The organism is Actinospica durhamensis (assembly GCF_018139695.1).
Taxonomy (GTDB): Bacteria; Actinomycetota; Actinomycetes; order Streptomycetales; family Catenulisporaceae; genus Actinospica; species Actinospica durhamensis.
Genome location: NZ_JAGSOG010000425.1, coordinates 1 through 4775 on the forward strand (window position 1 = coordinate 1; position 4775 = coordinate 4775).

A 4775-nucleotide genomic window follows, 5' to 3' on the forward strand; every position below is an offset into this window, starting at 1 on the left:
GAGTGCGGCGCTGGTGGGGGTGGATGACCTGGGGATCGAGGCGGTGGCTGCGGCGGGCGCGCCGACGTCACGGCTGGTGGTGGTGCGTCCGGATGCGTCGAGTTGGGTGAAGGCGGTCGAGGTGTTGATCGGCGCGGTGGAGGTGGTGCTGGTGCGTCCGCCGGTCGCGGTGGGTGACGCGCTGGCGCGGCGGATCGTCGCGCGGCTGCGGCGTAGTGCGGCGGTGGCCACGGCGCTGCTGGTCACCGGGCCCGGTTCGTTCCCGGCTCCGGTGCGGCTGCGGGTGGCGCAGGCGCGGTGGGCCGGGTTGGAAGACGGGCACGGCCAGCTCACGGCGCGCCGGGCGACGGTAGTGGCCGAGGGGCGCGCGGTCGGGGGCGGTTCGCGTGTGGCGGAGCTGTATCTGCCGGGGCCGGACGGTGCGGTGCATCCGGTCGAGGCCGTGCGTCCGGTCGACGAGTTGGCTGCGCGCAGGCGCCTGGCCGCGGCGTGAGCCCGGTGTCGGCGGACTCCGGCATGCCGGATGCCATGCCCGATGCCATGCCGGATGCGCCGAGTCGGGTGGTCGCGGTGTGGGCTCCGGCGTTCACGGTGCTGGCGGCGGGGGCGGCGATCGACGATCTGGCCGCGACGGTCCGGTCGGGCCGGATCACCGCGGTGACGCCGGTGGCCGCGCAGGCCGGGGTGCGGGTGGGGATGCGGGTGCGTGACGCGCACCGGATCTGTCCGCAGCTGGCGGCGTACCGGGCGGATCCGGAGCGTGCGGCGCGGTCGTTCGAGCCGGTGGTCTGCGCGTTGGAGGAGGTCGCGGCCGGGGTCGAGGTGGTGCGCGCGGGTCTGTGCGTGCTCGCGGCGGCCGGCCCGGTGCGCTACTACGGCGGGCAGGAGCAGGCCGCTGATGTGATCCGTGACGCGGTGGCGGGTGCGCAGAGCGAGCTGGGTGTCGTGGCGGTCGGCGTCGGGATCGCGGACGGGATGGCGGCTGCGGTGCTGGCCGCGCGTACCGACACGATCGTGGCTCCGGGCGGCTCGGCGCGGTTTCTGGCGCAGTTCGACATCGCGGCGCTCGCCGATGCGCCGCTGGCCGGGCAGCTGCGGCGCCTTGGCATCAAGACCCTGGGTCAGTTCGCGGCGCTGCCCGCTGCGTCGGTGGCCACGCGGTTCGGGTTCGCCGGGCTGCGGGTGCACCGGCTGGCGCGGGGTCTGGAAGAGCGGGATCCGGCGCCGCGTCGCGCTCCGCGGGAGTTGGGCGTGGTGCGCGAGTTCGAGCCGGTCCCGAGTACGGAGCCGCTGGTGTTCGCGGCGCGGGGTCTGGCCGAGCAGCTACACGAGCAACTGGCTTCCCTCGGTCTGGTGTGCGACCGGGTGGGGATCGAGGCGTTGACCGCGGACGGTCGGGGTTCGGCGCGGTGGTGGCGGCACGAGGGCAAGCTCTCCCCGCGCGCCGTGGCCGAGCGTGCCCGGTGGCAGCTCGAGGGCTGGGCTCGGCGCAATCCGCCGGCCGCCGACCCCGCCGATCCCGCCGTCCTCGATCCGCACGGGGACCGCGGCGAGGGGTTCGTGTCCCTGACGCTGCGTCCGGACGGGCTGCGGATCGCCACCGGCACCCAGACCGATCTGCTCGGCGGGGTACAGCAGTTGCCTGAGACGGCGGAGGCCGCGATCGAGCGGCTCCAGGACCTGCTCGGCCACGCGCGTGTCGCCCGGCCGATCGCCTCGGGCGGACGTGGGCCTGGAGAGCAGATCGCGCTGGTGCCCTTCGGCGACCTCGACCCGCAGGCCCGCGGCACCGGGCCGTGGCCGGGCCGTATCCCGCAGCCCGCGCCCGCCATGGTCCCCGGCCGTTCGACGCCGGTGCGGCTGCTCGACGCGCACGGCGCGAGCGTGGTCGTGACCGCCCGTGGGGAGCTGCTCGAGCCGCCCGCGGTGCTCGAGGTCGGCGGGGTGCGGGCGCAGGTGGCCGGGTATTCGCAGCCGTGGCCGGTGCACGAGCGGTCGTGGGAGCCGGGCGGCGGACGCCGGTTCGCCCGCCTGCAGGTCACCACGGCCGACGGACGCGCCTACCTGCTCGCCGCCGAAACAGGGTCCTGGTTCGTCCTGGCCGGCTATCAGTGAGGGAGAGCTCCGTCCCGGAGTACGCCGAGCTGCACGCCCACTCCTGGTACAGCTTCCTCGACGGCGTCGACGCGCCCGCGGCCCTGGTGGAGGAGGCGGTCCGGCAGGGCCTCGCGGGCCTGGCGATCACGGACCACGACTCCATGGCCGCGGCCCCGCACCTGGCCGTGGCCGCGCGGGGTACGGGCCTGGCGACGGTGTTCGGTGCCGAGTTGAATCTGGGGCTCGACGGCGAGCGCACCGGCGTCCCGGACCCGGCCGGGGCACACCTGCTCGTCCTGGCCCGCGACCCGGACGGCTATCGACGCCTCGCCGGCGCGATCACCCGGGGGCACCTGGCGGGGGACGGCAAGGGCCGACCCGTCTACGACCTCGAACAGGTCGCCGCGTCTGCCGGCGGCCACTGGGAGATCCTGACCGGCTGCCGCAAAGCCGCCGTGCCGCGGGCCCTGGCCGAAGGCGGCGTCGAGGCGGCCGAACGCGAACTACGTGCCCTGATGGAGTTGTTCGAGCCCGAACACGTCCACGTCGAGCTGCACGCCACCGGCATGCCGGGCGACGACCGGCGCAACGACCAGCTCGCACAGGTCGCCGCCCGGCTCGGACTGCCGACCGTGGCCACCGGGCTGGTGCACTACGCCCGACCCGACGGGCACGCCACCTACGCCGCGGTGGCCGCGCTTCGCGCCCGCGCCACGCTCGAGGAGATCGACTCCTGGCTCCCGCCCGGTCCGGGGATGTTCCTGCGCAGCCCGGGGCAGGCCGTGCGCCGCTTCCGCCGGTATCCGGGTGCTGTCGCGCACGCCGTGGATCTGGCCAGGGACTGCCGGATCGACTTCGACACCGAGATCCGCCCTCGGCCCCCGCGCTTCAGTGTCCCCGACGGCCACGACGAGGACACCTACCTGCGCGAACTCACCTTCCAGGGCATAGTCCGCCGCTACGGCACCCGGGCGGCCCGCCCGGACGCCCACGCCCAAGCAGAGCACGAACTCGGCGTCATCAAAGCCCTGGGATTCTCCGGCTGGTTCCTGATCTCCTGGGACGTGGTGCGCTTCGCCCGCGACCAGACCCCGCCGATCCTGGTCCAGGGCCGGGGCAGCGCCGCGAACTCGATCGTGGTGCACGCCCTGGGGATCTCCGCCGTCGACCCGATCAAATACCAGCTGCTCTTCTCCCGGTTCCTGCACCCCGAACGCGACGGGCCGCCGGACATCGACCTCGACATCCAGGCCGACCGGCGCGAGGAGGTGCTGCAGTACGTCTACGCCAAGCACGGCCGGGAGAACGCCGCGATGGTCGCCAACGAGGTGTGCCTGACCTCGAAGTTCTCCGTGCGCGAGGCAGCGCGGATCCTGGGCTACTCGCCCGGCACCGTCGATGCGATCAGCTCTCTGGTCGACCGGCACGACCCGATTCCCCAGGCCCACGCGGAGATCCCCGACCAGGTGCTCTCCCTCGCCCGGCGCCTGGAGGGCCGGCCCCGGCACTTCTCCATCCATTCCGGCGGCATCGTGATCTGCGAAGGTCCCATCGCCGAGGTTCTGCCGGTCGAATGGGCCCGCATGCCCGGCCGCAGCGTCATCCAGGGCGACAAGGAAGCCGCCGTGGACTCCGGCCTGGTCAAACACGACCTGCTCTCCCTGCGGACCCTGTCCGCCGCGGCCGACGTCCTGACCATGCTCGCCGCCGCCGGCACGCCGATGGAGTTCGCCGACATCCCCGCCGACGACCCGCTGGTCTACGACATGATCAACGATGGGGACACGGTCGGGGTGTTCCAGGTCGAATCCCGCGCCCAGATCAGCGTCGCGCCGGTGATGAAGGCGCGCACCTTCCGCGACCTCGCCGTCCAGATCGCGCTGATCCGGCCCGGGCCCGGCGCTTCCGGCGCGAGCAGGCGCTACCTGCGCCGCCGCTCCGGCCAGGACTCGGTTCCCGCCATCCACCCCGTCATCGACCAGATCCTGGCGGTGTCCAACGGCACCGTGCTGTTCCAGGAGCAGGCCATGATGCTCGCGATCGAAGGGGCCGGATTCACCCCCGCCGAGGCCGACCGCCTGCGCCGCGCCATGGGCGCCAAACGCTCCCTGCCCGGCATCCTCGCGCTGCGCGAACGCTTCCTCGCCGGCCTCGACCGCCTCGGCCTGCCGACTGAGACCGCCGAAGACCTCTACCAGCAGATCGAGTCCTTCTCCGGGTACGGCTTCCCCTTCTCCCACAGCCTCTCGTTCGCGTTCATCGCCGCGGCCACCGCCTGGATGAAGCGCTACCACCCCGCGATGCTGCTGACCGGGATCCTCAACCACATGCCCATGGGCTTCTACGAGACCTCCACCCTGATCGCCGACGCCCAGCGCCACCAGGTCACCGTCCGCCCCGTCCACATCAACGCCAGCCGCGCCACCACCGCCCTCGAACCGCTCACCGAGACCGATCGCGCCGCCTACCGTCCCGTACACCGCCATGCCTCCCCGCACCCCCAGCCCCCGGTCCGGCTCGGCCTGATCACCGTGCGCGGCATGGGCACGGAACTCGCCGAGACCATCGAGGCCGAGCGCGAGGCCGACGGCCCCTACGCAGACCTCGAAGACCTCGTCCGCCGTACCCGGACCCCCACCCCCGTCCTGGAGAACCTCGCCGCCGCCGGCGCCCTCGAC

3 protein-coding genes are annotated in these 4775 nt (G+C 73.7%); all 3 read left to right on the forward strand.

The annotated features are described in order from the left end of the window. Window positions 1–493 (forward strand): DnaE2-dependent mutagenesis accessory factor ImuA' (gene imuA' / locus KDL01_RS39080; protein WP_368861746.1); only part of this gene is annotated, 493 nt, incomplete at its 5' end. Window positions 494–528: 35 nt separating this feature from the next. Then, window positions 529–2115, forward strand: a complete 1587-nt coding sequence (locus tag KDL01_RS44245) for a DNA polymerase Y family protein (RefSeq protein ID WP_246577613.1) — start codon at window positions 529–531, stop codon at window positions 2113–2115. Continuing rightward, on the forward strand, window positions 2112–4775 hold a 2664-nt coding region (dnaE, locus tag KDL01_RS39085), incomplete at its 3' end, for a DNA polymerase III subunit alpha (protein ID WP_307846786.1). The genes KDL01_RS44245 and dnaE, both read left to right, overlap by 4 nt.